Annotated in this window: 19 protein-coding genes and 2 tRNA genes; 10 read left to right on the forward strand and 11 right to left on the reverse strand. The window is 68.2% G+C overall.

The annotated features are described in order from the left end of the window. Positions 1-46: 46 nt before the first annotated feature. Positions 47-2,851 (forward strand): DEAD/DEAH box helicase, encoded by a 2,805-nt coding sequence (locus ACQHI0_RS34110; RefSeq protein ID WP_427905787.1) that lies wholly within the window; start codon positions 47-49, stop codon positions 2,849-2,851. After that, on the forward strand, positions 2,851-3,600 hold the full coding sequence (locus ACQHI0_RS34115; protein WP_427905788.1) for an SWIM zinc finger family protein: 750 nt from the start codon (positions 2,851-2,853) through the stop codon (positions 3,598-3,600). Before ACQHI0_RS34110 ends, ACQHI0_RS34115 begins: the two co-directional genes overlap by 1 nt. Before the next feature lie 93 nt (positions 3,601-3,693). On the opposite strand, the gene ACQHI0_RS34120 is transcribed toward ACQHI0_RS34115, so the two are convergent. Beyond that, positions 3,694-4,761: an amidohydrolase family protein gene (locus tag ACQHI0_RS34120; RefSeq protein WP_427905789.1), complete on the reverse strand. Its 1,068-nt coding sequence runs from the start codon at positions 4,759-4,761 to the stop codon at positions 3,694-3,696. Between the two features lie 81 nt (positions 4,762-4,842). Continuing rightward, entirely contained in the window at positions 4,843-8,052 is a 3,210-nt protein-coding gene (gene icmF, locus ACQHI0_RS34125; protein ID WP_427905790.1) for a fused isobutyryl-CoA mutase/GTPase IcmF, read from the reverse strand. Between the two features lie 136 nt (positions 8,053-8,188). Here icmF and ACQHI0_RS34130 point away from each other — a divergent pair, with 136 nt between their 5' ends. Next, the gene (locus ACQHI0_RS34130) at positions 8,189-9,148 is read left to right on the forward strand and encodes a DUF2157 domain-containing protein (protein WP_427905791.1); all 960 of its coding nucleotides are present in this window, start codon (positions 8,189-8,191) and stop codon (positions 9,146-9,148) included. A gap of 1 nt (position 9,149) precedes the next feature. On the opposite strand, the gene ACQHI0_RS34135 is transcribed toward ACQHI0_RS34130, so the two are convergent. Further along, entirely contained in the window at positions 9,150-9,701 is a 552-nt protein-coding gene (locus ACQHI0_RS34135) for a hypothetical protein (RefSeq protein ID WP_427905792.1), read from the reverse strand. A 165-nt stretch (positions 9,702-9,866) separates the two neighbouring features. Here ACQHI0_RS34135 and ACQHI0_RS34140 point away from each other — a divergent pair, with 165 nt between their 5' ends. Next, positions 9,867-10,661, forward strand: a complete 795-nt coding sequence (locus tag ACQHI0_RS34140) for an enoyl-CoA hydratase (protein ID WP_427905793.1) — start codon at positions 9,867-9,869, stop codon at positions 10,659-10,661. 11 nt (positions 10,662-10,672) lie between these two features. Here ACQHI0_RS34140 and ACQHI0_RS34145 read toward each other — a convergent pair whose 3' ends face one another. From ACQHI0_RS34145 to ACQHI0_RS34180, 8 genes are all read right to left on the reverse strand, one after another. Further along, complete coding sequence (locus ACQHI0_RS34145; RefSeq protein WP_427905794.1) at positions 10,673-11,725, reverse strand: hypothetical protein; 1,053 nt, start codon at positions 11,723-11,725, stop codon at positions 10,673-10,675. A 25-nt stretch (positions 11,726-11,750) separates the two neighbouring features. Further along, on the reverse strand, positions 11,751-12,338 hold the full coding sequence (locus tag ACQHI0_RS34150; RefSeq protein WP_427905795.1) for a MarR family winged helix-turn-helix transcriptional regulator: 588 nt from the start codon (positions 12,336-12,338) through the stop codon (positions 11,751-11,753). A 38-nt stretch (positions 12,339-12,376) separates the two neighbouring features. Then, a tRNA-Cys gene (locus tag ACQHI0_RS34155) sits at positions 12,377-12,448 on the reverse strand. A gap of 85 nt (positions 12,449-12,533) precedes the next feature. Beyond that, the gene (locus tag ACQHI0_RS34160) at positions 12,534-13,892 is read right to left on the reverse strand and encodes a metallophosphoesterase (RefSeq protein WP_427905796.1); all 1,359 of its coding nucleotides are present in this window, start codon (positions 13,890-13,892) and stop codon (positions 12,534-12,536) included. Between the two features lie 57 nt (positions 13,893-13,949). Beyond that, positions 13,950-14,543, reverse strand: a complete 594-nt coding sequence (locus ACQHI0_RS34165; RefSeq protein WP_427905797.1) for a hypothetical protein — start codon at positions 14,541-14,543, stop codon at positions 13,950-13,952. A gap of 179 nt (positions 14,544-14,722) precedes the next feature. Beyond that, positions 14,723-14,795 (reverse strand) — tRNA-Arg (locus tag ACQHI0_RS34170). Positions 14,796-14,906: 111 nt separating this feature from the next. After that, the gene (locus tag ACQHI0_RS34175) at positions 14,907-15,617 is read right to left on the reverse strand and encodes a DUF305 domain-containing protein (RefSeq protein ID WP_427905798.1); all 711 of its coding nucleotides are present in this window, start codon (positions 15,615-15,617) and stop codon (positions 14,907-14,909) included. Continuing rightward, entirely contained in the window at positions 15,617-16,504 is an 888-nt protein-coding gene (locus ACQHI0_RS34180) for a DUF3105 domain-containing protein (protein ID WP_427905799.1), read from the reverse strand. Before ACQHI0_RS34180 ends, ACQHI0_RS34175 begins: the two co-directional genes overlap by 1 nt. Positions 16,505-16,593: 89 nt before the next feature. On the opposite strand from ACQHI0_RS34180, the gene argS reads away from it, so the two are divergent. The 6 genes from argS to rho all read left to right on the forward strand — a co-directional run bounded on the left by argS (position 16,594) and on the right by rho (position 25,474). Next, a complete protein-coding gene (gene argS / locus ACQHI0_RS34185; protein WP_427905800.1) occupies positions 16,594-18,255 on the forward strand; it encodes an arginine--tRNA ligase in 1,662 nt (553 codons plus the stop codon). A gap of 34 nt (positions 18,256-18,289) precedes the next feature. Beyond that, the gene (gene lysA, locus ACQHI0_RS34190; RefSeq protein ID WP_427905801.1) at positions 18,290-19,714 is read left to right on the forward strand and encodes a diaminopimelate decarboxylase; all 1,425 of its coding nucleotides are present in this window, start codon (positions 18,290-18,292) and stop codon (positions 19,712-19,714) included. Continuing rightward, positions 19,711-21,051, forward strand: a complete 1,341-nt coding sequence (locus ACQHI0_RS34195; RefSeq protein ID WP_427905802.1) for a homoserine dehydrogenase — start codon at positions 19,711-19,713, stop codon at positions 21,049-21,051. Before lysA ends, ACQHI0_RS34195 begins: the two co-directional genes overlap by 4 nt. After that, a complete protein-coding gene (gene thrC / locus ACQHI0_RS34200) occupies positions 21,048-22,139 on the forward strand; it encodes a threonine synthase (protein WP_427905803.1) in 1,092 nt (363 codons plus the stop codon). The genes ACQHI0_RS34195 and thrC overlap by 4 nt, the downstream gene beginning before the upstream one ends. Positions 22,140-22,164: 25 nt before the next feature. Continuing rightward, a complete protein-coding gene (gene thrB, locus ACQHI0_RS34205; RefSeq protein WP_427905804.1) occupies positions 22,165-23,091 on the forward strand; it encodes a homoserine kinase in 927 nt (308 codons plus the stop codon). A 268-nt stretch (positions 23,092-23,359) separates the two neighbouring features. Beyond that, positions 23,360-25,474 carry a transcription termination factor Rho gene (gene rho, locus ACQHI0_RS34210; protein ID WP_427905805.1) on the forward strand — a complete coding sequence of 705 codons (2,115 nt, stop codon included), beginning with the start codon at positions 23,360-23,362 and terminating at the stop codon, positions 25,472-25,474. Positions 25,475-25,693: the final 219 nt, after the last annotated feature.

Consider the following 25,693-nt stretch of genomic DNA (forward strand, 5'->3'; position numbering starts at 1 on the left):
ATGGCGGCCGCGATCGATGTCGGTGCCGCCTGCTTGGATGGGACCCATGCTGCACGGTCTGTGGTCCCCCGAATCGGGCCTACTGCTGTGGCACGACGCGGACCCGGTCGCCGTGGGGTCGGTACTTGGCGACATCTTGGACCGCGCCAGGTTCCGGCATCGCGCCCAGGTGCTTGTCGTCGATGCCGCGGGTCAGCCGGCGACCGCCGAGGTTCGCGCGCACGCGCTCGCGCCACCGACGGCGGCCGTTGTGCTGCGCAGCAGGCTCCCGCGCGAGCACATCTCCGGCGATCTGCGGTTCCTCGCGCACGTCGCGCGCGGTATCGAACGGTGGGTACGGGCCGGCCGGGTCGTGCCGCAGATCGAGCGGGCCGACGGCCAGTGGTGGGTGCGCTGGCGGCTGGTCGGCGGCCAACGTCAACGAGCGTGGCTGGCCGAGCTGGCCGCCGCGATGCCACCGGCGCTGCGGGTCGCCGGTCCGCCCGCCGCCGTGCTCGAGGATCTGTGCAACCACCTCACCGATCCGATCGCTCGCGAATACCTCACCCATCGCACGATGACGCACCCGCTGCTTGCCGCGTTGATCGCCGATACTCCGTTGGACGTCGGCTCCTACCGCCTGTCCGAAACGCTGTCGCAGTGGCGGGAAGGCTATGCCGCCGACGAACCGGAACTCGTGCTTCGCCTGTGTGAACCCGACGGTGAGTTCGGCACCGCCGACGAATCGGTGGCGCTGTGGCGGCTGCAGGTCTGTCTGCGCCCGGTCGACGACGCGCCGAAACCGGTTGTCTTCGAAGATGATCCAGTGCTCGTACGCACGGCGGCGGAGAAGCTCGGCCAAGCGCGTAAGGCCTACCCGCGCCTACGCGACCTGCCCACCGATCCGCGCGGTCTCGACCTGCTGCTACCCACCGAGGTCGTCGCCGATCTGGTGGCCCACGGCGCACATGCCTTGCAGGAAGCCGGAATCCGGCTGCTGCTGCCGCGTGCCTGGAACATCGCCGAACCGAGCATGCGGTTGCGCGTGAGCAGCCCCGCCGCCGCCGAATCCACGGTCGGGCTGAGCGGATTGCTCTCCTACCGTTGGGAATTGGCGCTCGGTGACCTGGTACTCACACCGGCCGAGATGGAACGGCTGATCAGCAGCAAGTCGGATCTGGTCCAGTTGCGCGGCGAGTGGGTGCAGGCCGACCATCGAGCGCTGGCCGCCGCCGCCCGCTACGTCGCCCAGCACGCCGACGACAGCCCGATCACCCTGGCCGACATGATCGGCGAACTCGCCACCGAGCGGGTCGACAACGTCCCGGTCACCGAGGTCACCGCCGACGGGTGGGCGGCCGAATTGTTCGCCAGGGAAGGCGAACCCGAGCCGGTCGCGATACCGGTCGGCCTGAAAGCCCAGCTCCGCCCCTATCAGGAACGCGGCCTGAGCTGGCTGGCCACGATGAGCAGGCTGAACTGCGGCGCGATCCTGGCCGACGACATGGGCTTGGGCAAGACCGTGCAGGTGCTGGCGCTCCTGGCCCACGAACGCGAAGCCGCGGAGGCTGGGGCCGGTGTCGGGCCGACATTGCTGGTGTGTCCGATGTCGGTGGTGGGCAACTGGCAGCGGGAAGCGCAGCGGTTCACGCCGGATCTGCGGGTGCTGGTCCACCATGGCCCGAGCCGGCTGACCGGCGCGGAATTCGCTGCCGCGGTGCGGGATTGCGACCTGGTCGTCACGACCTACGCCCTGCTGGCACGCGACGTCACCCTGCTGAGCGAACAGCAGTGGGAGCGGATCGTGCTCGACGAAGCCCAGCACATCAAGAACGCGGTGACCAGGCAGGCGCGCGCGGCCAGGGCCCTCACTGCTCGACATCGGTTGGCGCTCACCGGAACTCCGGTCGAGAACCGCCTGGAGGAATTGCGCGCCCTGTTCGACTTCGCCATGCCGAAACTGCTCGGCAGCCCGCAATCGTTCCGCGCCAAGTTCGCGGTGCCGATCGAACGCGAACGCGACCAGCAAGCCATCGACAGGCTGCGCTTGATCACCGACCCGTTCGTGCTGCGCAGGCTCAAAACCGATCCGACGGTGATCAGCGACCTGCCGGAGAAGCTGGAGATGACGGTGCGGGCCAACCTCACCGTCGAACAGGCCGCCCTCTATCAGGCCGTCGTCGACGACATGCTGGAGAAGCTCGAAGACGCGAAAGGCATGGCGCGCAAGGGTGCTGTGCTCGGCGCGCTGACCAGGCTCAAACAGGTCTGCAACCACCCCGCGCACTACCTGGGCGACGGCTCGCCGATCCTGCGCCGCGGCGGTCACCGCTCCGGCAAGCTGGCGCTGGTGGAGGACGTGCTCGACGCGGTCCAGGCCGACGGCGAGAAAGCCCTGCTCTTCACCCAGTTCCGCGAATTCGGCGACCTGATCCTGCCCTACCTCACCGAACGCTTCGGCGCCCCGATCCCGTTCCTGCACGGCGGCGTGACCAAGCAGCGCCGCGACGACATGGTGACCAGCTTCCAGGGCGAGAACGGCCCGCCGCTGATGCTGCTCTCACTCAAGGCGGGCGGCACCGGCCTCAACCTCACCGCCGCCAATCACGTGATCCATCTCGATCGCTGGTGGAATCCGGCCGTCGAGAACCAGGCCACCGACCGCGCGTTCCGGATCGGCCAGCAGCGCGCGGTGCAGGTCCGCAAGCTGGTGTGCGTCGACACCATCGAGGAGCGGATCGGCGAAATGATCAACGGGAAAAAGCAATTGGCCGATCTGGCGGTCGGCGCGGGGGAGAACTGGATCACCGAGATGAGCACCGACGAGCTGCGTGAGCTGTTCACCCTCGGTGCCGAGGCGGTGGGTGACTGATGACCGACTTCAGTCAGTTCGGTCCGCGTAAGCCGGTCCGCGGCGGCGCCAAGGCGCGCGGCGGGTTCGGGCGAACCTGGTGGGGCAAGGCGCTGCTCGACGCGGTGGAGAAGGTGGCCGACGCGGGCAGGCTCTCGCGTGGTCGCACCTACGCCAGGGCCGGGCAGGTGGTGAACTACCGGATCGAACGCGGCGCGGTGACCGCGGAGGTGCAGGGCAGCCAGCCGAGCCCGTTCACCTCGGTGCTGTCGATCCGCCCGCTGCGCGACGAAGAGGTCGAACTGCTGCTGGCCGAGATCAGACAGGCGCCCGGCATGCTCGCCGAGATCGCCTCGGGCGCGCTCCCACCCGCGCTCGGGCCGCACCTGCTGCCGACCACCGCCTCGGAACTGGACTTCACCTGCAGCTGTCCGGACATGGGCTGGCCGTGCAAGCACGTCGCCGCGGTCTGCTACTTGCTCGCCGAACGTCTGGACGAACAGCCCAGCGAAATCCTCACCCTGCGCGGCCTCGACCTCGAGACTCTCATCGGCGGCGTCGAGAAGTCCACGCGCACCGCCGATTCCGACGACCCCTACGGTGACGACCTGGCCCTGCCCGAGCTGCCACGGATCGAATTCCACGCCGTCATCGACGACCTCGACGCGATCCCGCTGCGCCGCGCGCTGCGGATGTCCGCCGAGGACGAACCGACCGCGGCAACCGGACTGCGCGAATTACGTTCGCTCTATGCCGAATTCGACAGCTGAGTCTCGCTGGCTGCCGCGGCGGACGATGTGGAAGAACTCGTCGGTCCGGTCGGTGCCGCCCGTCCACCGACACCGGCGCGGGTGCGCGGCGATTCAGGTGGTCGGCTCGATCCGGTAGAACCGGACGGCGTTGCCGCCGAACGCCTTCCGCAGGTCATCGGTGCTCGCCCCCGCGTCGCTCAGCCCGGTGGCCACCGCCTCGACGGCCCCGACGATGCTGGTGATCGGCTTGTCGACCGGAAAGTTCGACCCCCAGATCAGCCGGTCGGCGCCGAACACCGTCAGCGCGTGCGCCAGCAGCGGACCCACCCGCCCGAGCAGTGTCGGCACGGGCGTCGAGGTGCCACGTGGTGGTACCGGATGCCCGAGTACCGGCATCATCAGTCCGCTCACTTTGGCGAGCACGTTCGGTTGCGCGGCCAGATCGGTGACATCGTCGCGCCACCGATCGAACAGCACCTGCCGCTGCCTGGCGGTGTGCCCGGTGTCTTTGCCGACCGGCCCGAAGATCCCCGCGGGCGTGCCGAGATGGTCGAGCACGATCGGCACCTCGGGGAACCGTTCGGCCAGCGCCGTCACATCGGGCAGCTGCCCCGAATACACCCACGCCTCGAACGAGAGCCCACGCTCGGCGAGCTGCCCGAAGCCGTCGACGAACGCCGGGGCCGTGAGCGCGCCGTCGTGCGCGGTGAAGGACTTCACGGCTGGATCGGGGTGGTAGGCGACCATCGCCCGGATACCGTGGAACAGCGGCGACGCGGACTGATGCGCATCGAGCACCGCACCGAAATCGGCCGCGGCGGGGTCGGCCGCGCCGATGATGGTGGCCAAGGTGGGTGTGTCCACGCCGAACGGCAGGCTCGCCACCCACCGCGTCTCGTCGGGCTTCCAGCCCGTCCACTCCGCTTCGATTTCCACCACCGATTCGACCGGCGTGTTTCCCAGGTCCGCGCGATAGTCGGCGGGCAGATAAGGCTGAAGGTAGGCAGTGGGGTCGCCGACGAATTCACGGTCGCGGCGCGGCGCCAGCTTCGCCGCGATATCGACCGGCACTGGCAGATAGCGCATCAGTTTCGCCATCCTGCTGAACTCGCGTGGCGTGGCGTGCGGATCCCACTGGTGAATATGGGCATCGATGATGTCGAAGTCGGTCAGATCCATGCTGTGCGTCCCATCGCCGCCGCCGACAAAGCTCTCGGCGATTGTCACACGCCAGCGGCGGCGAGCGACGGATTACGCTGCTCAAACAGTGCGCCGATATTGCCCACCCACGGCGAAGAAAGTATCGGTGACCTGCTGCAATGTGCAGACGCGCGCCGCGTCCATGAGCACATCGAAAATATTGCCGTCGGTATGCGCCACCTCGGTGAGCCGGGCCAGCGCGCGATGCGATTGTTCGGCGTGCCCGGCCTGGAAACTGTGCAGCCGGTCCAGCTGGGAACGGCGTTCGGTTTCGGTGCCGCGGGCCAATTCCAGCGGGGCGTGCTCGGCACCGTCGTCGCGGCCGCGGAAGGTGTTCACCCCGACGATCGGCAGCGATCCATCGTGTTTGCGCTGCTCGTAGCGCATGGACTCGTCCTGGATGCGGCCACGCTGGTAGCCGGTCTCCATGGCGCCGAGTACTCCGCCGCGTTCGCTGATCCGCTCGAATTCCAGCAGTACGGCCTCCTCGACGAGATCGGTGAGCTCGTCGACGATGAAACTGCCCTGCAGCGGATTCTCGTTGACGGCCAGCCCCCATTCCTTGGCGATGATGAGCTGAATCGCCAGTGCGCGGCGCACCGAATCCTCGGTGGGGGTGGTCACCGCCTCGTCGAAAGCATTGGTGTGCAGGCTGTTGCAATTGTCGTAGACGGCGATCAGCGCCTGCAGGGTGGTGCGAATGTCGTTGAACTGCATTTCCTGTGCGTGCAGCGAGCGCCCAGAGGTCTGCACGTGGTACTTGAGTTTCTGGGCGCGTTCACCCGCGCCGTACCGCTCGCGCATCGCGATCGCCCAGATCCGGCGGGCGACCCGGCCGATCACCGTGTATTCGGGGTCCATGCCATTGGAGAAGAAGAACGACAGATTCGGCGCGAAGTCGTCGATCGCCAGCCCACGCGCGAGATAGGTCTCCACATAGGTGAAGCCGTTGGCGAGGGTGAAGGCGAGCTGGCTGATGGGGTTCGCGCCGGCCTCGGCGATGTGATATCCCGAAATCGACACCGAATAGAAATTGCGGACATCGTTGCGCACGAACCATTCCTGCACATCGGCCATCATGCGCAGACTGAATTCGGTGGAGAACAGGCAGGTGTTCTGGCCCTGGTCTTCCTTGAGGATGTCGGCCTGGACGGTGCCGCGCACGGTCGACAGCGTGTGCGCCCGGATCCCGGCGGCTTCCCCGGCGGTCGGCTCGCGACCTTCGGCATCGCAAAACCGTTGCAGTGCTTGATCTATCGCGGTGTTGAGGAAGAACGCGAGGATCGTCGGCGCCGGGCCGTTGATGGTCATCGAGACCGAGGTGGTCGGCGCCAGCAGGTCGAAACCGTCGAACAGGGTGCGCATGTCCTCGACGGTGGCCACCGAGACCCCCGAGGTGCCCACCTTGCCGTAGATGTCGGGGCGATCGGCCGGATCGTGGCCGTAGAGGGTTACCGAGTCGAACGCGGTGGACAGCCGGGTGGCTTCGGCGTGGGCGCTGAGTACCTTGAAGCGGCGATTGGTGCGGGCCGGGTCACCCTCGCCCGCGAACATTCTGGCCGGGTCCTCGTTGTCCCGTTTGAAGAGGAAAACACCCGCGGTGAACGGGAATCGGCCGGGGAGGTTCTCGGCGCGCAGGAACCGCAGCAGTTCGCCGTCGTCGGTGAATCGGGGCAGGGCGACGCGGGGAATGCTGGTGCCGGACAGTGATTCGCGACGCAGGGGCGTGCGCAGTTCGCGATCGCGAATGCGGACCACTTGTTCCTCGCCACGGTAGCTCTCGGCGACCGTGGGCCATTCGGCCAATGCGGCGGTCGAGGCAGCGGAGAGGGTGGGGCGGGCTCGATCGAGCAGATCGGTGACGGCCGCGTCGTCGGGCAGCTCTTCGTGAACCAGTGCGAGCCGTTGAATACGTTGGGCGGCAGCGACTTCGCGGTGGGTATCGGCGTGGTAGCCGCGCACCGTGTCGGCGATGTCGGCCAGGTACCGAACCCTCGACGGAGGGACCAGCTGTGCGAATCGGGTGGAGATTTTGGTGTCGACGCGGGGCAGTGCACCTGCTTCGAGGGTCAGGCCGTGCTCGGTGAGCAGGCCGGTGAGGTGCTGGTACAGCGCGGTGACGCCATCGTCGTCGAACGTCGCCGCGCTGGTGCCGAAGACCGGCATGTCCCCGGGGCTCGCGCCGAATTCCGCCCGGTTGCGGATCAATTGGCGCGCCACATCGCGGACCGCGTCGGCCGCGCCACGGCGCTCGTACTTGTTGATCGCGACGACGTCGGCGTAGTCGAGCATGTCGATCTTCTCGAGCTGGGAGGCGGCGCCGAACTCCGGCGTCATCACATACAGCGCCACATCCACGTGATCGACGATGCCCGCGTCGCCCTGGCCGATGCCGGGAGTCTCGAGGATGATCAGGTCGTGCCCGGCGGCCCGGCAGGCGGCGATCATGGTGTCGACATCGTCGGGCAGTTCGTGATTGCCCCGGGTGGCCAGCGAACGGAAGTACACGTGATCGCCGTCGAGGGCGTTCATCCGGATGCGATCACCCAGCAGGGCGCCGCCCGCTCGCCTGCGGGTCGGGTCGACCGCGAGGACGGCGATGCGCAGCTTGTCCTGCTGGTCGGTGCGCAGTCGGCGCACCAATTCGTCGGTGAGGGAGGACTTTCCGGAGCCGCCGGTGCCGGTGATGCCGAGAACGGGCACCCGCCGCGTGTTCGCCGCCGCTACGATCGCGGCTCGATCCGTCTCCGTCAGCGCACCCTGCTGCAGGCAGGTGATGGTGCGCGCCAAGGCATTCCGGTCGCCGGTGTAGAGGGCGTCGAGGTCGGGAGCATTGCGCGCGGGGTCCACATCGCACAGCTCGATCAGTTCGTTGATCATCCCGGGCAGACCGAGTCGCTGGCCGTCCTCGGGGGAGAAGATCCGCACGCCGCAGGCCGCGAGCCGCTCGATCTCCTCGGCGACGATCACCCCGCCGCCGCCACCGAAGATCCGCACCTCACCCGCGCCTGCCTCGCGCAGCGCCTCGGCCAGGTATTCGAAGAACTCGATGTGCCCGCCCTGATACGAGCTCACCGCCACGCCCTGCACGTCCTCCTCGATCACCGCGTCGACGATCTCGCGTACCGACCGGTTGTGCCCGAGATGGATCACCTCGGCGCCTTGGGCCTGCAGAATCCGCCGCATGATGTTGATCGCCGCGTCGTGCCCGTCGAACAGGGCCGCCGAGGTCACGAACCGCACCGGATTCGTAGGAACGTGCAGGCTCATGACTGCCTCCGCCATGTGGTAGATCGCCCAATATTAGGACATCAAAGTAATTCTACTGTGAACGTCGTCACCTCGCCGCGAAACGCCCCGTCCGGGTATCGGCGGAATCGTCGCCGCAGGTCGACATACTCGACGGATGGTTCGCGAGCATCGGGTGGCGGTGGCGTTGGAGCGACTGGTGGCGTCCGGGGTGATCAGCGGGGCGCAGCGGACAGCGGTGCTGTGGGCGGTCGACGAGCAGGAGCGGGCCGGGCGCGCGTGCCGGGGCAGGGTAGCCGCCGAGATCGTGGCCTATCTCGGGGCCGGACTGGTGGCGGCGGGCCTCGGGCTGTTCGTCGACAAGGCGTGGGCGCAGGTCGCGCAGTCGGGGCGGGTGGTGTTGCTGGCGGTGGTGGCCGGGTGCGCGATGTGGGGTGCGGTGGTGTTGGCCGATGGGTGTGCCGGGGTGTTCCGCCGGGTGCCGATCGTCTCGGCGGGTCGGGTCAGGTTGGCCGCGGTGCTGGCGGTGCTGGCGGCGGTCGCGGTGACCGCAGCGGTGGCGACGGTGTTCGGCCGGTACGGCGAGGAAGCGTCGGTCGCCGGATTGGTCGTCGCGACGCTCGGATATCTGCTGGTGCCGAGCGTGCTCGGGATGGTCGCCGTGGCGGGGTTCGGGGTCGCGAGCATTCTGGGCGTGACCTCGGCACTGTTCGACGTCCGTTCGCCCTGGCAGGGGATCGCGCTGATGGGGTTCGGCGCGGTGTGGTTCGGGCTGGCGTCGGCCCGGTTGCTCGTGGCCGAATGGGCCGGATACGTCCTCGGTGGGGTGATCGCGGTGGTCGGCGCGCAGTCGGTGACGTTCGGCGAATCGCTGTGGCGGCCCGGGCTGACCGCGCTGATCGGGGTGCTCTGCTTCGTGCTGTACGCGATCCGCCGCGATGCCGTCCTGGTGCTCGGTGGTGCGGCGGGGATCGCGGTCGCGGTGGTGCAGGTGGTGGCCGACCACACCAGCGGGGGTCCGGCCGTCGCGAGCGTGGTGCTGGCGGTCGGCGCGCTGGTACTCACGGTCGGCCTGGTCGTCCTGCTCGCTCGGCAAGGGCCGGGCCGGGCAGGGTGAATCAGCGGATCAGGGTGGTTTCCTGGGCGCGGATCGTGCGGAAGAATCGCGGGCCGACGTCGGCGCCGTCGTGGTTGTAGCTGTCGATGATCTCGGCTAGCTCGTCGGCGAGTCGGCGCAGGTCCTCGGTGGCGATGATGCGGTCGAATTCGTCGGGTTCCCAGCCCCAGGCGGGCGGGATGTCGGTGATGGTGACGACGATCTGGTCGGCGAACGGGGTGGTGACGGCGACGGTGAGTTCGGCGGGGGCCGCGGCGAGGGGGCTGTGCACGGTGACCTCGCCGGGACCGCCCTTGGCGACGAAAGTGCGGGCGAAGGCGATGTCCTCGCGGACCGATTCGACGATCGACGCGGTGCTCGCGTGCCGGCCCGCGCGGTGGTGCCGCGAGCCGTAGACGCGGTCCGCGCCGGCACCGGAAGGGTTGTGGTCCACTGCTTTTCGCAGTAGCCGCTCCAGCATTCGTTCGGCCGTGGCGCGCTCGCCCGCGCCGGTGTTCTCGTGGTCGATCAGTGCGCGCAGGCGGGTGATCCGCACGAAGTGGTCGCTGCCCATGCCCTGATTGTGCCGCAAATCGGGCGCGGTGGAATGCGTCACATCCGGCGTGCCGCAGGTGGACGCCTACTTCGTCGGCTCGCCGCGGACACGCGTCACCGGAGCGAGGCGCGGCTCGGTATGGTCTGCGTCATCCGTAACCGTTGATCGACAAGAGGGTGGCCCGTGACCGATTTCGAGACGATTCTGCTGGAGCGCAAGGGCGGTACCGACGGTAAAGGCGGGGTCGGCTGGATCACCCTGAACCGGCCGAAGGCCCTCAACGCCCTCAATGCCCAGGTCCTCGACGACGTCATCGCCGCGCTCGACGAGCTCGACGGCGACGACTCCATCGGCGCCGTCGTGATCACCGGCTCGGCGAAGGCCTTCGCGGCGGGAGCCGACATCAAGGAGATGGCGCCGAAGTCGTACATGGACATGTTCCTGGCCGACTACTTCGCCCGCTGGGACCGGCTGGCCAACTTCCGCAAGCCCACCGTCGCCGCCGTCTCCGGCTACGCGCTCGGCGGCGGCTGTGAGCTGGCGATGCTGTGCGACATCCTGATCGCCGCCGACACCGCCAAGTTCGGCCAGCCCGAGATCACCCTTGGCGTGATCCCCGGCATCGGCGGCTCGCAGCGGCTCACCCGCGCGATCGGCAAGGCCAAGGCGATGGATCTGATCCTGACCGGCCGGATGATCGGCGCCGAGGAAGCCGAGCGCTCCGGGCTCGTCTCGCGGGTGGTGCCCGCCGACGAACTGCTCGACACCGCGCTGGAGGCCGCGCAGACCATCGCGTCGATGTCGCTGCCGGTCGCGATGATCGCCAAGGAGGCGGTGAACCGCTCGTTCGAGAGCACGCTCGCCGAGGGGCTGCTGTTCGAGCGACGGGTGTTCCATTCGCTGTTCGCGACCGAGGATCAGAAGGAAGGCATGGCCGCCTTCGTCGAGAAGCGTCCGCCGAACTTCACCAACCGCTGATTGTCGTCGCGCTAGTTCGGTTTCCACTGTGGCGCGCCGTCGATGAAGTGCGCGGTACTCGGCGCGGTGCCCTGTTCGGGGGACCGCGCCGGGGAATTGTCGTTGCTGAGCAGGCCGACGACCGTGCCACCGAGGGTGGCCGTCACCGCGACCGCGGCCAGAAGTTTTCGGCGGCCGACGCGTGGTTCCCCGCCGACGACGCTCGCGCCCCGGCGCGGCATCCGTAACCGCGCCGAGGGGCGGCGGGCGCACAGCAGCACCGCGCCGCGCGCCGAAACATATTCCGGCTCAGGGTCGTACACGATCGGCAAGCCGATCAGCTGGGCCAGATCGGCACGCAGATTCGGGTTGCGGGCGCAGCCGCCGAGCAGTGCCATGGCGCCCGGTTCCACCCCGGTCTCTTCGATCAGCAGTCGCACGAACGAGGCCGAATGATGCAGTCCCGCTTCGCATAGCGCGGCCAGATCGCTGCGCGTGAGTACCGTGCGGCCGCCGGTGTCGGCGTCGGTGGCGGTGACAACTCTGGTGCGGCTCAACGATTCTCGGTGTTCGCGGCTGGCGTGTGTGTCGGCGCAGACGCCACTGCGCGCGAGTTGCCAGCGCAGGAGTGCGTCGTAGCCGTTGCCGCTGAGGACGGTGCTGCGTTTGCCCGCGAGGATCGTTTCGGTGCGGCAATCGGCGTGGGTGATGGTCAAGCCGGAACTGCCGAGGTCGTAGAGCATCACCGAGTCGGTGGCGGGCAGCAGGCCGGTGAAACGCAGATAGCGCAACTGGGCCAGCGGTTCGTCGACGATCGCGAAATCGGCCTGGCCCGCGGCAGCCCTGATCGCGTCGGCTTGCAGTTCGCTGCGACAGGTGACGGCGGTGCCGGAGATGTACTCGTCGCGGTCGGCCGCCGCCGCGCGCATGCGATGGATCGCGGTGAGGACCGATTCCTCGATCGAGCCGCCCGCCCGCCGCGGCACCTGGATCCGGTCGATGGGCGGCATGTGCGGCTGATCGGAATGGGTCAGCACGGCACGGGCTCCACCCGCGCCCGCCGATACCCCGAGGATCAGCACCATGGGCTACATCGTGGACCTTTTTGCGCTAGCTGCCAAGGGTATCGGCCGAAGATTCCCCCGTCGATTGCCAGGTCGCGTGGAATGCGAGGTTTTCCGGATCGTCGGTCTCGAAATCGCCCGCGTCGTGCCGGAACTGTGCCAGCAGGCGCAACAGGTCGCGGCCCTGGTCGGCGGGCAGACCGGGCTCGGCGAACACCTCGGCGTTGAGCGCCGCCGTGGCTTCGGCCACGGATTTCCTTCCGGCACTGGTGATTTCGATGAGTGTTGCCCGCCGGTCGCTGGGGTGTGGTACGCGAACCACCAGCCCGGCCGCTTCGAGCCGATCGACGGTGTTGGTCACGCTCGTCGGATGCACCTGTAGCCGCGCACTCGCCTTGGCCATCGGCAGGGCGCCGGTCTTGCTGAAACTGAGCAGCTGCAAGAGCTCGTAGCGAGAGAAGGTCAGCCCGGACGGCTTGAGCGCCTCGTCGACCCGCGCCATCACGATCTGCTGCGCCCGAACCAGCGAGGTCACCAGCGCCATGCCGTCGGCGACCGGCTCCCAGCCATGCGCCACCCACTGCCGGTAGGCCTCGGCGATGGGGTCTTGGGGGAGCGGTCTGGGCCGTGACATGAAAACGATCATTCCACGACCCAGCCGCTTTCCCACAGAGCGAGCGGCGGGAATTGAACCCGCGTAGACGGCTTTGCAGACCGTTGCCTCAACCTCTCAGCCACGCCCGCCTCGCCTTTGATAGTGCCGTGCGTCGGTGTTCGCGGCGAGGGTTCGGATCAGCGTGATCCCAATGATCAGGAGGCGGCGGGTGAATCAAAGTCCGGAGAAATCCCGCGCGACGACGTGATTGCGGTCGTCGAGCGTGCCGAGCAGGTAGTCCGGGGCGGTGCCGAAGTACTGGCCGCGGGTCAGCGAGCTCCAGCGGCGGGCGTCATCGGTGCGGGTCTTGTGGAAATTGATCCGGTAGCCGCCCTCGTAGACGGTCAACAGGCAGTAGCCGCCCGGGTACTCCTTCACCGCGCCGACTTCCAGGAATTCGACCGCGCACGGTAGGTCCGCGCGGGTGCGTCTGGTTCGGTGGGTGTGGCCGCTGTGGTGCAGGAAGACGCCCGGTGCCCGCTGGTAGAGGGTTTGCAGTTCGAGGGCGGCGGTGCGGTCGAGGACGAAGGCGGGGCCGCCGATGTTGGTGAAGCCCGATTCCGCGGTGACGGGGTGGTGGCCGAACACGATGGTCGGGCGGTCCGGGTCGGCGCGCAGGGTTTCGGCGAGGGCGTCGAGTTGCGGGCGGTCCATGGTGCCGCCCGCCGCGTCCGGGGCGCTGGTGTCGAGGCCGAGGATGCGTAGGTCGCCGAGGTGGTGTTCGGTCAGTTGCTGGCGGGGGAGGAAGTGCTCGCCCCAGCAGTCGGTGCAATCCGGGTAACCGGGGTGGGGGCGGTCGTGGTTGCCGCGGGCTACCAGGTAGTCGGTGCCGAGGGTGCCCCAGCTGTCCAGATGCGCACGGATGGAACGGGATTCGTCGGCGGTGGCCTCGTTGGTGAGGTCGCCCGCCAGCAGGAGCAGGGCGGCGTCGTGGGCGCTGACATCGGCGAGCAGCGCATCGAGCATGAACTGTGGATACGGTGGATCGCTCTGGTATCCAGGGGGGAAACCCGCGATCACGATGCCGCTCACTGTTTCGCCGTAGTGCACGTCATTGGCCAGGGCGATGGTGTGCAGCACCCGGCCGGGAGGCGGTGTGAGCGTGGTGAATTCGCCGCGAGCTTCGGGTGCGCCGGGTGTCGAGGTGGTCAGGGTCGGGCCCGGCAGGGCGCGAATTCCGTCGGACAGCGCCAGGAATCGGTAGGGCCGACCCGGCTCGAGGTTGTCGAGTTCGGCGTAGTGGTAGGGGGTTCGGGTGTCGTCGTGGTAGACGGTGACCGGCTCGCGGGGTGAATCTGCCGGGGCCAGGCGCACTTCGGTGTCGGCGGGGACCGGGACCGGCCGACCTGCTCGATCGAGACCGAACGTGGTCCAGGTCAGCACCACGCCACGTTCGGTCACGGTGACGATCTCCAGATCGAGCGCGATCAGCGGATCGAATTGCGCGGCAACAGGACTCGGGAGCAAGGTGGCGAAGGCCGCGCCCGCCGCCGCGGCGAGCACTGTCCGGCGCGACGCTCCGCAGCAGCCCATGTCACCGAGAGTAACGACGGTTCCGGGCGAAACCGGGAGGCGTCACCGGGTGTTCGGTCAGTGTTTGCTGGCCGGCGCCGAGCAGATCTTCCAGGTGCCGTCTTCCTTGGTGAGGTGCTCCTCGGTGCTGGACTCGGTATCGGGCTCCTCGCCCTCCACCGACAGCGTCAGCTGACCGACCACGGTCGCCTTGGCATTGTCACCGGTGATCTCGATGTCTTTGACCTCGTCGATCGTCACCTGCACCGTCGCCCGCTCGAACTGCGCCCGCTGCTCGGTGGTGAGATTGTCGATCTCGGTGCGATCCGCCTGACAGGCCAGCTGCGCGGCCGCGATGAACCCGTCGGAATCGAGCGTGTCGTAGAAATCCCGCACCGCGACATCGATCTGCGACTCGTCCGACGACAACGGCGTACGCCCCTGCAACGTGAGCACCACCCCCGTCACCAGCACGCCGACGATCACCAACGCGACCACCCCCAGCGCGATGAACAACCCGGTCCGCTTCTTCTTCGGCGCGGGCGGCGGCACGAAAACATCGGGCCCATCCGGATACTCGGGCCCCTGCGGCCCACCGCCCCCGGCATGCGGATACCCCGGTGGCCCGCCCGGCATCCCCGGCTCGACCGGCGGCTCTTGTGGATTCGTCATGGCAACGCTCCTGATGTCATCGGGGGCGTCGACCCCCAAAACGTGTGGAACCGTGCGAGATCAAACCTGACTACCGAACAAACGAGGCGAACCATAACCCCCGCGTGCGCTCCGGTCGCATCCGGGGGTTGGCGAAAGAGAAAGCCCCCGACCAGCTGGTCGGGGGCCTTCTTCGTGTGTGCCCTCGGCAGGAATCGAACCTGCGGCCTTCTGCTCCGGAGGCAGACGCTCTATCCCCTGAGCTACGAGGGCGGGATAGATGCCGGTCGCGGTGAGGCGATCGGGCGACGACAGCGTATCGCATGCGGGGCGGTGTGCCAAAAACTGTGCCGGACCGGGGGGATGCGCCGGTCCGGCCGTGGGTCAGCTCAGTGGGAGGGGGGTGGCGCCGCGGGTGGCGAGCATGCTGGTCATCAGCTGGGACTCGCTCTCCTGGGTTTTGGACATGGTGGCCGCCAGGGTGCGGACCGCGGTGGTGTCGGCGTGCTCGGCGGCGTAGTCGAGCATCGGGACACCGCCCTGGTGGTGGCGCAGCATCAGTTGCAGGAACATCGTGTCCAACGTGGGGCCGGTGGACTGGCGCAGCGCGGTCATTTCCTCCTGGCTCGCCATGCCTGGCATCGACTGCATCGGCCCCGACATCGCGGATTCGCCGGTGGCACCGCCGTGGTGGCCCGTGCTGCCGTGGTCGTCGGTCATCCAGCCCATGTAGCCGTCGACATTCTGGTTGGACTCACCCCACAGCTGCAGCCAGGCCTGCATGCGGCCGATCTGGTTCTGCTGGGTGGTCAGGATGTCGTAGGCGAGGCGGCGCACATCGTTGTCGGTCGAGGCGATCAGCGCCACCCCGGCCATGTCGACGGCCTGGGCGTGATGGGCCGTCATGTCCTGGCTGAAACCGATGTCGACCGCACTCGGTTCGGGCTCGGCCTTCTGCTCCAACGGCATCCGCAACAGCACCCCCGCCACCGCGCCGAGCAGCAGCAGACCGATCGCGCCGAGGACGAGCACCGCTCCGGTCGGGCGCCGCGCGCTCGACTCGGACGCGGTCTCGTCGGGTTCGACCGTGCTCACTACTGGCCCGAGGGCAGGCCGCCCGGCACCGGGATGTTCGGCAGGCCGGGGATGCCGGAGCCGGTGCCACCGCCGCCGAGTTCGGTCGCGTCCGGGGTCAGGCCCTTACCGTCCATCGGCACCGCTTCCGGACCGTACGGCGAGGAGTCGAACGGCGGCGGGTTGTTCGCGTCGAAGATCGGGTTCGAGCAGCTCGCGCCGACCTCGGGGTAGGCGTAGGGGTTCTCGCGCAGGGCGGAGATGAACTGCTTGATCCGCGCGTCGTCGGCGGAATCCAGCTTGAGCTGGTGGCCCCACGACTGCAGCGAGATCGCCGAGTCGAGACCCGGGTACGGCGACATCAGCGAGAACTGACGGCCCTTGACGAAGTTCGACAGCGTCTCGACACCGGCCGCGTCGACCTTGTCCGGGTTGTAGGCGATCCACACCGCGCCGTGCTCGAGCGAGTGCACCGCGTTCTCCATCCGGATCGGCTTGGCGTACACGGTGCCCGTGCAGTTCGCCCACGCGCCGTCGTGCGGCCCACCGAAGGCGGGTGCCTTGTCGTAGGCGACGCGCTGCTCGGGGGTCACGTGCAGGCCGGCCGGGTACTCCGCCTTCACGACGCCCTCGATCTTCGTCGACGGGTCCTGGTTCTCCTTGGAGGGCACCCATTCCTTGAGATCGGTCTGGGCCTCGCGGATCGCGGCCTGGTCCATGTACTTGGGCACCAGGCTGTAGGCGAGCAGGCCGATCAGCGCGACGATGGCAACGCCGGCGCCGAGCAGGGCCCATGGGGTGTCACGCTTCTTGCCCGGAAGGTTGCCCTTGCCGGTTTTGCGGGACGGAGACGACTTCCCCGCGGCCTTCACGGCCTTGGCTGATGTGGCGCTGGTCCTACTCGGCATCGCTGCTTGTGCTCTTTCGACGTGTGGATCGGTGGGTTCGTGGCGGGCGGTCGTGGTTGCAAGGGGCCCAGCCAATAGGATAGAGACTCGTGACTCCAGCTGACCTTGCAGATCTCCTTCGTACCACCGCGGCGAAGGTGCTTGTCGAACGCGGACTGGACTCGTCGGTCCTGCCCGAGCAGGTCACAGTGGAGCGTCCGCGCAACCCCGAACACGGCGACTATGCCACGAATGTGGCCATGCAGGTGGCCAAGCGGGTCGGAACCAACCCTCGCGAGCTGGCCGGTTGGCTGGCCGAGGCGCTGTCGGCCACCGCGGGAATCGATGTGGCCGAGATCGCGGGCCCCGGCTTCCTCAACATCCGTCTCGCCGCCTCGGCGCAGGGCGCGATCGTCAGCCAGATCCTGGCCGCGGGGGAGATCTACGGCACCGGCTTCGCGCTGGCGGGGACGAAGATCAACCTCGAATTCGTCTCGGCGAACCCGACCGGTCCGGTGCACCTCGGTGGCACCCGCTGGGCCGCGGTCGGTGACGCGCTCGGTCGCATCCTGGCCGCTCAGGGCGCCGAGGTGACCCGCGAGTACTACTTCAACGACCACGGCGCGCAGATCGACCGCTTCGCGAAGTCGCTGGTCGCGTCCGCGCTGGGCGAGCCGACCCCCGAGGACGGCTACGCGGGCGAGTACATCGCCGAGATCAGCGCGAGCATCGTCGCCGCGCACCCCGACGTGCTCACCCTGCCCGCCGACGAGCGGCACGAGGTGTTCCGCAGCGAGGGCGTGCAGCAGATGTTCGCCCAGATCCGCGCGGATCTGCACGAGTTCGGCACCGACTTCGACGTGTACTTCAACGAGAGCGAACTGTTCGCCTCCGGCGCCGTCGAACGGGCCGTCGAGCAGCTGAAGAACTCCGGCAACCTGTACGAGAAGGACGGTGCGTGGTGGATCGCCAGCACCGAATACGGCGACGACAAGGACCGCGTGGTCCTCAAGAGCGACGGCAACGCCGCCTACATCGCCGGTGACATCGCCTACTTCCAGAACAAGCGTGGCCGCGGCTTCGACCTGGCCATCTACATGCTCGGCGCAGACCACCACGGCTACATCGGCCGGTTGAAGGCCGCCGCGGCCGCGTTCGGTGACAACCCCGACACCGTCGAGGTGCTGATCGGGCAGATGGTGAACCTGGTGCGCGACGGCGTCGCCGTGAAGATGAGCAAGCGCGCGGGCACCGTGGTGACCCTCAACGACCTGGTCGAGCAGATCGGTGTCGACGCCTCGCGCTACTCACTGGTGCGTTCCTCGGTGAACTCGAGCATCGACATCGACCTGGACCTGTGGACCAAGGCGAGCAGCGAGAACCCGGTCTACTACGTCCAGTACGCGCACTCGCGGACCAACAGCATCATCGGCAACGCCGCGAAATACCCCGAATTCGCTTCTGTCGAACCGGATTTCGCGCTGATGACCTCGGGTCGCGAAGGTGATCTCATCCGCACCCTGGGCGACTTCCCGCGCGTCGTCGCGACCGCCGCCGATACCCGCGAACCGCACCGCATCGCCCGCTACCTCGAAGAACTGGCCGGTGTCTACCACCCGTTCCAGTCCGACGACGACATGCGCGTGCTCCCCAAGGGCGACGACGCTGTCACCCCGCTCAATGCCGCCCGGCTCGAACTGGTCAAGGCGACCCGCCAGGTGCTGGCCAACGGCCTCGCCCTGCTCGGCGTGAGCGCACCGGAGCGCATGTGAGCTCCCACATACTTTCCAGGAAGGACGCACAACGATGAGTGGTGCACACCCGGCCGGTCCCCGGCACGCAGAGATCCCGCACGCCCCGAGTCTGGCCGAGCGCCCGACCGAGCCGAGGGAGATGATCGACCTCCCCGCCAACGTGTGGCCGCGCAACGCCTCGCGCGGTGACGACGGTGTGGTCCGGCTGGCGGGCGTGTCCGTCACCGAGCTCGCCGAGCAGTACGGCACGCCGCTGTTCGTGATCGACGAGGACGACTTCCGCTCGCGCTGCCGCGACATGGTCGCCGCGTTCGGGCCGAACGCCCGCGTGCACTACGCGTCCAAGGCGTTCCTGTGTGGCGAGATCGCGCGCTGGATCCGTGACGAGGGTCTTTCGCTCGATGTGTGCTCCGGCGGTGAGCTCGCGGTCGCTTTGCACGCGGGATTCCCGGCCGAGCGAATTGCGTTGCACGGCAACAACAAAGCCGTCGCCGAGCTCGAAGCGGCCGTCGCGGCCGGTGTCGGGCACGTGGTGGTCGACTCGCTCTACGAGATCGAGCGGCTCGAAGCCGTCGCCGGTGCGGCGGGTGTGGTCCAGGACGTGCTGGTCCGCGTGACCGTCGGCGTCGAGGCGCACACTCACGAGTACATCTCCACCGCGCACGAGGACCAGAAGTTCGGCTTCTCGATCGCCGGTGGCAACGCCATGGAAGCCCTGGCGCGCGTCTTCGAGGCCGACAACCTGCGTCTGGTCGGCCTGCACAGCCACATCGGCTCGCAGATCTTCGAACTCGACGGCTTCGAGATCGCCGCGCGCCGCATGCTCGGCCTGCTGCGCGAGGCCATCGACAAGTTCGGGATCGACCGCACCGCGCAGATCTCGACGCTGGATCTCGGTGGTGGCCTCGGTATCTCGTACCTGCCGGCCGACAACCCGCCGCCGCTCGGTGAGTTCGCCGCCAACCTGCGCGCCCTGGTCGCCGCCGAAGCCGCCCGCGCCGGGCTGCCCGAGCCGACCATCGCGGTCGAGCCGGGTCGCGCCATCGCGGGCCCCGGCACCGTGACTCTGTACGAGGTCGGCACCATCAAGGATGTCGAACTCGACGGTGGCGCGCGCCGTCGATACGTCAGCGTGGACGGCGGGATGAGCGACAATATCCGCCCCGCGCTGTACCAGGCCGACTACGATTGCCGTCTGGTCTCGCGCTCGTCGGACGCCCATGCGGTCGTCGCGCGCGTGGTCGGAAAGCATTGCGAGAGTGGCGATATCGTCATTCGTGACACCTGGATGCCCGCCGACGCGGCCCCCGGTGACCTGGTGGCCGTCGCGGCGACCGGTGCGTACTGCTATTCGATGTCGAGCCGCTACAACCTGCTCACCCGGCCCGCCGTGGTCGCGGTGCGTGACGGTGCGTCTCGACTGATTCTGCGCCGGGAAACGGTGGCGGACCTGCTCAGCCTGGAGGTGGAAGAATGAACGGCACCAAAGACGCGGGGCGCCCGCTGGGTGTAGCCGTACTCGGGATGGGCACTGTCGGTACCGAGGTGGTTCGCGTGCTGCGTGAGCACGCCGATGACCTGCGCTCGCGGATCGGCGCGCCGCTCGTGCTGCGCGGTGTCGCGGTGCGCGACCTCAGCAAGGACCGCGGCCTGCCCGCCGAGCTGCTCACCACCGACGCCGAGGCGCTGCTCGCCCGCGAGGATGTCGACCTGGTGGTCGAGGTCATGGGCGGTATCGACCCGGCCCGCAAGCTGATCGGCGAGGCGCTCGCCGCGGGCAAGTCGGTGGTCACCGCCAACAAGGCGCTGCTGGCCGACTACACCGGCGAACTCGCCGCCGCCGCCGAGGGCAGCCGTGCCGACCTCTACTTCGAGGCCGCCGTCGCCGGTGCGATCCCGGTGGTCCGCCCGCTGATCCAATCGCTCTCGGGTGACCGGGTGAACAAGGTCGTCGGCATCGTCAACGGCACCACCAACTTCATCCTCTCCGCGATGGACGAGACCGGCGCCGCCTACGACGACGTGCTCGCCGAAGCCACCGCGCTCGGCTACGCCGAAGCCGACCCCACCGCCGATGTGGAGGGCTACGACGCCGCCGCCAAGGCCGCGATCCTGGCCTCGCTGGCGTTCCACACCCGCGTGACCGCGGCGGATGTCTACCGCGAGGGCATCTCCAAGATCACCGCCGAAGACCTGGAGACCGCGTCGGCCGTCGGCTGCACGGTGAAGCTGCTCGCCATCTGCGAGCGTGTCTCGGCCGGTCCGGGCGAGCCTACGCTGGAACAGGGCGGCAAGGATCGCGTCTCGGTGCGTGTCTACCCGGCGCTCATCCCGCGCAAGCACCCACTCGCCTCGGTCAACGGCGCGTTCAACGCCGTCGTCGTCGAAGCCGACAACGCCGGTCGCCTGATGTTCTACGGGCAGGGTGCCGGTGGCGCCCCCACCGCGTCGGCCGTGCTCGGCGACCTGGTGATGGCCGCCCGCAACAAGTTCTACGGTGGGCGTGCCCCCGGCGAATCGGTTTATGCTGAGCTGCCGATCGCGCCGATCGGCGACACCCCCACCCGCTACCACGTGAACCTGCAGGTGGAGGACCGTCCCGGCGTCCTCGCCGCGGTGGCGGACACCTTCGCCCAGCACGGGGTGAGCATCTCCACCGTGCGTCAGCAGGGCCACGGCGACGGCGCCCGGCTCGTGGTCGTCACCCACCATGCGGTGGAGTCGTCGCTGGCAGATACTGTCGCAGTACTGGCTGAGATGGAATCCGTAACAGCTGTGACCAGCGTTTTGAGATTGGAAGGCACCGAAGAATGACGAACGGCATCGCCCCCCAGACGGGCGTGCACTCGCGCTGGCCCGGTCTGATCGCTGCCTACCGCGACCGCTTGGCCGGTGCGGCCGACTGGGAGCCGGTGACCCTGTTCGAGGGCGGTACCCCGCTGGTCCCCGCGCCGTACCTGTCCGAGCTGACGGGGTGCGAGGTGTACCTCAAGGTCGAGGGTGCCAACCCGACGGGTTCGTTCAAGGACCGCGGCATGACCATGGCGATGACCGACGCGAAGTACCGCGGTCAGCAGGCCGTGCTGTGCGCGTCGACCGGCAACACCTCGGCCTCGGCCGCGGCGTACGCCACCCGCGCGGGCATGGAATGCGCGGTGCTGATCCCGCAGGGCAAGATCGCGATGGGCAAGCTGGCCCAGGCCGTGATGCTCGGCGCCAAGATCATCCAGGTCGAGGGCAACTTCGACGACTGTCTCGAGCTGGCGCGCAAGGTGACCGCGGAGTTCCCGCAGGTCGGCCTCGTGAACTCGGTGAACCCGGCGCGTATCGAAGGCCAGAAGACCGCCTCGTTCGAGATCTGCGACGTCCTCGGCAAGGCACCCGATGTGCACGTGCTGCCGGTCGGTAACGCGGGCAACATCACCGCCTACTGGCGCGGATACCGCGAATACCACGCCGACGGCATCACCAAGGTGCTGCCGCGCATGCTCGGCGTGCAGGCCGCCGGTGCCGCGCCGCTGGTCAACGGCGCACCGGTGAAGGACCCGGAGACCATCGCGACCGCCATCCGGATCGGCGCCCCCGCGTCGTGGAACGGTGCGATGGAGGCCAAGGAGCAGTCCGGTGGCGCCTTCCGCGCGGCCACCGACGATGAAATCCTGGCCGCCTACCGCCTCGTCGCCGCGAGGGAGGGCGTCTTCGTGGAGCCCGCGTCGGCCGCGAGCGTCGCCGGTTTGCTGGCCGCGCGCAAGGAAGGCTGGCTGGATTCGGGCCTGACCGTCGTGTGCACCGTCACCGGCAACGGTCTCAAGGACCCCGACAACGCGCTGGCCGGGATGCCGGAGGTCAAGCCGATCGCCGTGGACCCGATTGCCATCGCCCGTGAACTCGAGCTGGCCTGAGTTGGCCGCACCCGAGCCCACGCTGATGACAGCGACCCTGCCCGCCGGTCTCGAAGTGACCGTGCGTGTTCCCGCCTCCACGGCGAACCTCGGCCCCGGATTCGATTGTCTGGGAATGGCATTGGGCATCTACGACGAAATCGTGGTGCGCACTACCGAATCGGGCCTCGAAATCCGGGTCGAGGGTGAAGGCGCCGACGACGTGCCTTGGGGCCCAACGCATCTGGTGGTCCGCGCGATCGAGCGTGGACTGGAATCGCTGGGTGTGTGGGCCGACGGCCTCGACGTGGTGTGCCGCAACGTGATCCCACACTCGCGCGGGCTCGGCTCCAGCGCGTCGGCCGTGGTCGGTGGGCTCGCCGCCGGTGCCGGGCTGGCCGCGAAGTTCGACCCCGCGCTGCGCATGGACGACGACCGCCTCGTGCAGCTCGCCTCGGAATTCGAGGGCCACCCCGACAATGCCGCGGCCAGCGTGCTCGGCGCAATCGTGGTGTCGTGGACCGAAACCGATGCCACGCCGGCGCGCGACTACCGGGCCGTGCGGCTCACCCCGGCACCCGCGCTGCGCCCGGTGGTGCTGATCCCGCAGGAACGTTCCTCCACGGCGCACACCCGCGGGTTGCTGCCCGAGCAGGTGCCCCACGGTGACGCGGCGTTCAACGTGAGCCGGGCGGCGCTGGCCGTCGTCGCGCTGACCGAACGTCCCGATCTGCTGATGTCGGCCACCGAAGACCGGTTGCACCAGACCCAGCGTGCCCCCGCGCTACCGCTGACAACCCAGTGGATCGCCCGGCTGCGTGCGGCGGGTATCGCGGCGACGGTCTCGGGCGCAGGCCCGACAATTCTCGCCATGACCACCGAAGAATTCCCCGATGACCTGCGCAAACAGGCTGAATCGGACGGTCTGCGCGTGGTCGAGCCGGGCATTGCCGGCGGGGTATCGGTCGACTGACGGCGTGCCTGCCTTGCCGTTGTTCGCAATAGGCAGCTATTCTGGGCAAGTCCGTACATCGTGCGCATCAGACGCCGGTGCATCATCAGGGCAATCGCTCCCCTCACCACTGTCTTCTGGTGGCGAAGGCCTCCGGTCCTCCCGCGGCGGGTAGTACGGCACAGGCGTCGAACATGGACGCATAATCCGAGCTCGGCATATGTTGCCGGGTCTACGGAACGGAACCCTCGAATCAGCACACGGCATTCGAGGGAAGGAAAGGACTTCCGTGACAGAAACGGACCTGCTCGCGACACCCGGGGTGGATTCCAACCCTACGAACTCGGGCAGCCGCGAAAGTGAATCCGGACAGATTTCGAAAATGAGCGAACAAACCGACGTCGCACGATCGGGGCTGACTGGAATGCTGTTGCCGCAGTTGCGCGCACTGGCGGGGGAGCTCGGTATCCGAGGTACCTCCGGAATGCGTAAGGGCGATCTCATCGCCGCTATCAAGGAAAATCAATCCGGGGCGCCCGCCAAGAACGACGCGCCCGCCAAGGGCGACAAGCCCGCCGCCGCGCCTGTCGCGAACGAGGCGCCCGCGAAGAACGAGGCGCCCGTCAAGAACGACGCGCCCGCGAAGGTGGACAAGTCCGCCAAGGCCGAGAAGCAGGCCGCGCCCGCCGAGAAGCAGGCGCCCGCCGAGGTCAAGGCCCCCGAGGCCAAGACCGTCGAGGCACCGGCCGCACCGGCCGCGACCGAGCAGGTCAAGACCGATGCCCCCGCCGACGCAGGCGAGGATGCCGGTCGCGACGGCGGTCAGCGCGGTCGTGGCAGGCAGCGTCGTGGTCGTGACCAGGCCCGTTCCGGTGGCGGCGACAACGCCCCCGCCGAGAACCGCGCGCCCGCCGAGGAGACCAAGCAGGCCGACAAGGCCGAGGGCGGCGACTCCGGCGATCGCCGACGCGATCGCAACGATCGCAACGGTTCCGAGCGCAACGACCGCAACGGCAACGACCGTGGCGAGCGCACCGGTGGCGACCGTAATCAGAACGAGCGCAACCAGAATCAGAGCCAGAACGGCAACAGCGGCGGCAATCGCGGTCCCCGCGACGACCGCGGTGGTGACGACGAGGAAGGCGGCCGCGGTCGCCGGGGTCGTCGATTCCGCGAGCGTCGTCGTGGTCGTGACCGCGATGGTGGTCCCGCCGGCGGTGGCCAGTCCGAGGCTCGCGATTACGACATTCGCGAAGACGACGTCCTCCAGCCGGTCGCGGGCATCCTCGATGTCCTCGACAACTACGCGTTCGTGCGGACCTCCGGCTACCTCGCCGGCCCCAACGACGTGTACGTGTCGATGAACCTGGTGCGCAAGAACGGCCTGCGTCGTGGTGACGCGATCACCGGTGCGGTGCGCGCCCCGCGCGACGGCGAGCAGAACAACCAGCGTCAGAAGTTCGACCCGCTGGTTCGCCTTGACACCGTCAACGGTGGCGAGCTGGAAGCGGCGCGTCGTCGTCCGGACTTCCAGAAGCTCACGCCGCTGTACCCGAACGAGCGGCTGCGCCTGGAAACCACGCAGAACAAGCTCACCACGCGCGTGATCGACCTGATCATGCCGATCGGTAAGGGTCAGCGTGCGCTGATCGTGTCCCCGCCCAAGGCGGGTAAGACCACGATCATGCAGGACATCGCCAACGCGATCGCGATCAACAACCCCGAGTGCTACCTCATGGTTGTCCTGGTCGACGAACGTCCCGAAGAGGTCACCGATATGCAGCGTTCGGTGAAGGGTGAGGTCATCGCCTCCACCTTCGACCGCCCGCCGGGTGACCACACCTCCGTCGCCGAGCTCGCCATCGAGCGTGCCAAGCGTCTGGTGGAAATGGGCAAAGACGTTGTGGTGCTGCTCGATTCGATCACCCGATTGGGTCGTGCGTACAACAACTCCTCGCCTGCCTCCGGTCGTATCCTCTCCGGTGGTGTCGACTCGACCGCGCTGTACCCGCCGAAGCGTTTCCTCGGCGCGGCCCGCAACATCGAGAACGGTGGCTCGCTCACCATCATCGCCACGGCGATGGTGGAGACCGGTTCCACCGGCGACACAGTGATCTTCGAAGAGTTCAAGGGCACCGGCAACGCCGAGCTCAAGCTCGACCGCAAGATCGCCGAGCGGCGCGTGTTCCCCGCGGTGGACATCAACCCGTCGAGCACCCGCCACGACGAGCTGCTGCTCTCGCCCGACGAGATGGCTGTGGTGCACAAGCTGCGGCGCGTGCTGTCGGGTCTGGACTCGCACCAGGCGATCGATCTGCTGATGGATCGGCTGCGCAAGTCGAAGAACAACCTCGAGTTCTTGATGACGGTCTCCAAGACCGCACCGAGCGCTCTCGACGAGTGATCGTCTAGAAACCGGCAAGGGCCTCGCTTCCGCGGGGCCCTTGTTGTTTTTCGGAGGAACAAACGCGTGGTGGGGGGTGTTCAGTAGGGGTGCGGTCTGCTCTGGCATACTGGACAACTGTGTGTCTTGCGAGTTCGCAGACATCCCGCCTAGTCGGTTCCGGTTCACGTACTCCACTCCATGGAGCTACGACCCGGCGACCATTATCGAGAGGACGCC

This window comes from Nocardia sp. FBN12 (genome assembly GCF_050320175.1).
Taxonomy (GTDB): Bacteria; Actinomycetota; Actinomycetes; order Mycobacteriales; family Mycobacteriaceae; genus Nocardia.

Bases quoted from the DNA above. Each gene is read 5' to 3' on its own strand.
- lysA (WP_427905801.1), top strand. From the start codon at position 18,290: ATGAGTGGTGCACACCCGGCCGGTCCCCGGCACGCAGAGATCCCGCAC.
- ACQHI0_RS34160 (WP_427905796.1), bottom strand. From the start codon at position 13,892: ATGGGCTGCTGCGGAGCGTCGCGCCGGACAGTGCTCGCCGCGGCGGCG.
- ACQHI0_RS34145 (WP_427905794.1), bottom strand. From the start codon at position 11,725: ATGGTGCTGATCCTCGGGGTATCGGCGGGCGCGGGTGGAGCCCGTGCC.
- ACQHI0_RS34150 (WP_427905795.1), bottom strand. From the start codon at position 12,338: ATGTCACGGCCCAGACCGCTCCCCCAAGACCCCATCGCCGAGGCCTAC.
- thrB (WP_427905804.1), top strand. From the start codon at position 22,165: ATGACAGCGACCCTGCCCGCCGGTCTCGAAGTGACCGTGCGTGTTCCC.
- ACQHI0_RS34120 (WP_427905789.1), bottom strand. From the start codon at position 4,761: ATGGATCTGACCGACTTCGACATCATCGATGCCCATATTCACCAGTGG.
- ACQHI0_RS34195 (WP_427905802.1), top strand. From the start codon at position 19,711: ATGAACGGCACCAAAGACGCGGGGCGCCCGCTGGGTGTAGCCGTACTC.
- ACQHI0_RS34135 (WP_427905792.1), bottom strand. From the start codon at position 9,701: ATGGGCAGCGACCACTTCGTGCGGATCACCCGCCTGCGCGCACTGATC.
- thrC (WP_427905803.1), top strand. From the start codon at position 21,048: ATGACGAACGGCATCGCCCCCCAGACGGGCGTGCACTCGCGCTGGCCC.
- ACQHI0_RS34180 (WP_427905799.1), bottom strand. From the start codon at position 16,504: ATGCCGAGTAGGACCAGCGCCACATCAGCCAAGGCCGTGAAGGCCGCG.
- icmF (WP_427905790.1), bottom strand. From the start codon at position 8,052: ATGAGCCTGCACGTTCCTACGAATCCGGTGCGGTTCGTGACCTCGGCG.
- ACQHI0_RS34165 (WP_427905797.1), bottom strand. From the start codon at position 14,543: ATGACGAATCCACAAGAGCCGCCGGTCGAGCCGGGGATGCCGGGCGGG.
- ACQHI0_RS34110 (WP_427905787.1), top strand. From the start codon at position 47: ATGCTGCACGGTCTGTGGTCCCCCGAATCGGGCCTACTGCTGTGGCAC.
- ACQHI0_RS34130 (WP_427905791.1), top strand. From the start codon at position 8,189: ATGGTTCGCGAGCATCGGGTGGCGGTGGCGTTGGAGCGACTGGTGGCG.
- ACQHI0_RS34115 (WP_427905788.1), top strand. From the start codon at position 2,851: ATGACCGACTTCAGTCAGTTCGGTCCGCGTAAGCCGGTCCGCGGCGGC.